Source organism: Mesorhizobium sp. P5_C1 (assembly GCF_054049815.1).
Map to the genome: position 1 here is coordinate 1 of NZ_JBFULQ010001076.1, position 1,057 is coordinate 1,057.

The following is a 1,057-nucleotide window of genomic DNA, read 5'->3' on the forward strand; positions in this document are numbered from 1 at the left end:
GCTTTTCCCCTTTGTTAACCCTTATTGTTGTACTTCTCCGATGAAGTTCCTCGCATCGACGCGCGGGATGCCAAACGAGGTGTGGCAGTCATGAGGTCAGCGGCGGTCGACTATGCGCCGTCCCAAGCTGAAAGGCGTAACTTTCAGCGCGTCCGGGTCAAGATTTACGGGCGCTTCATGCTGGAAGACCGCACCGAACACCCCTGCCAGGTCGTCGACATGTCACCGGGCAATGTAGCGCTTCGCACCGAACGCATTGGCATGCCGGGCGAAAAAGTCATCGCTTATATCGACCATATCGGCCGCATCGAAGGTGTCGTCACGCGCACCTTGCAGGATGGTTTCGCGATGACCGTTATCGCGTCCGACCGCAAGAAGGACAAGCTTGCCGCGCAATTGACCTGGCTTGCCAACAAGCACGAACTCGACCTGCCCGAAGACCGTCGGCACGAGCGTGTCGCACCGCGCAATCCAACCAGCGTGCTGCAGCTCACCGACGGCCGTCAGTACCAGTGCCGTATCATCGACCTGTCGCTTTCCGGCGCCGCGATCGAGATCGACGTCAAGCCGGCGATCGGCGTCCAGGTCATGCTCGGCACGATGCGCGGGCAGATCGTCCGCCATTTCGAGGACGGCGTCGCCATCGAATTTGCCGTCATCCAGCGTCCCGAAACGCTCGATTCCGAATTCAACACCCCGCGCGCCTGACAAGGCCTGAAGCACTTCGGGAAACCGGCCCTTAGCGGCCGGTTTTTTGTTTTTCGAGCCCAGAAGGAGACGCTTCGACAATCCGAGGCCATTTCCTACTGGGCCGCATGACATAGAGGCTCGCGGAGCGCCTCGCAGCAAAATCCAAACAATTCAATACTCAAATGATTCAAATTTTACGCTTATTCTACTGGGGTTTTACTCAATATCTACTTCGCACTTTTGCCCCAAATAAATCCACATGTGGCAATGTCTCCTTCGAACGGGGAGACTACCGGAATGAAGAAGACGAGGGGCAAGCTGTTGCTGGCGGCAATGGCGATGCAGCTTACAGCTTGGGGATCAGCAT

The 1,057-nt window shown here is 57.0% G+C and carries 1 protein-coding gene; it reads left to right on the plus strand.

Annotated elements, in window-relative coordinates; translation table 11 throughout:
- Window positions 1–90 precede the first annotated feature (90 nt).
- The gene (locus ACXJ7R_RS33985; RefSeq protein ID WP_095091678.1) at window positions 91–708 is read left to right on the plus strand and encodes a PilZ domain-containing protein; all 618 of its coding nucleotides are present in this window, start codon (window positions 91–93) and stop codon (window positions 706–708) included.
- The last annotated feature ends 349 nt before the right edge of the window (window positions 709–1,057 follow it).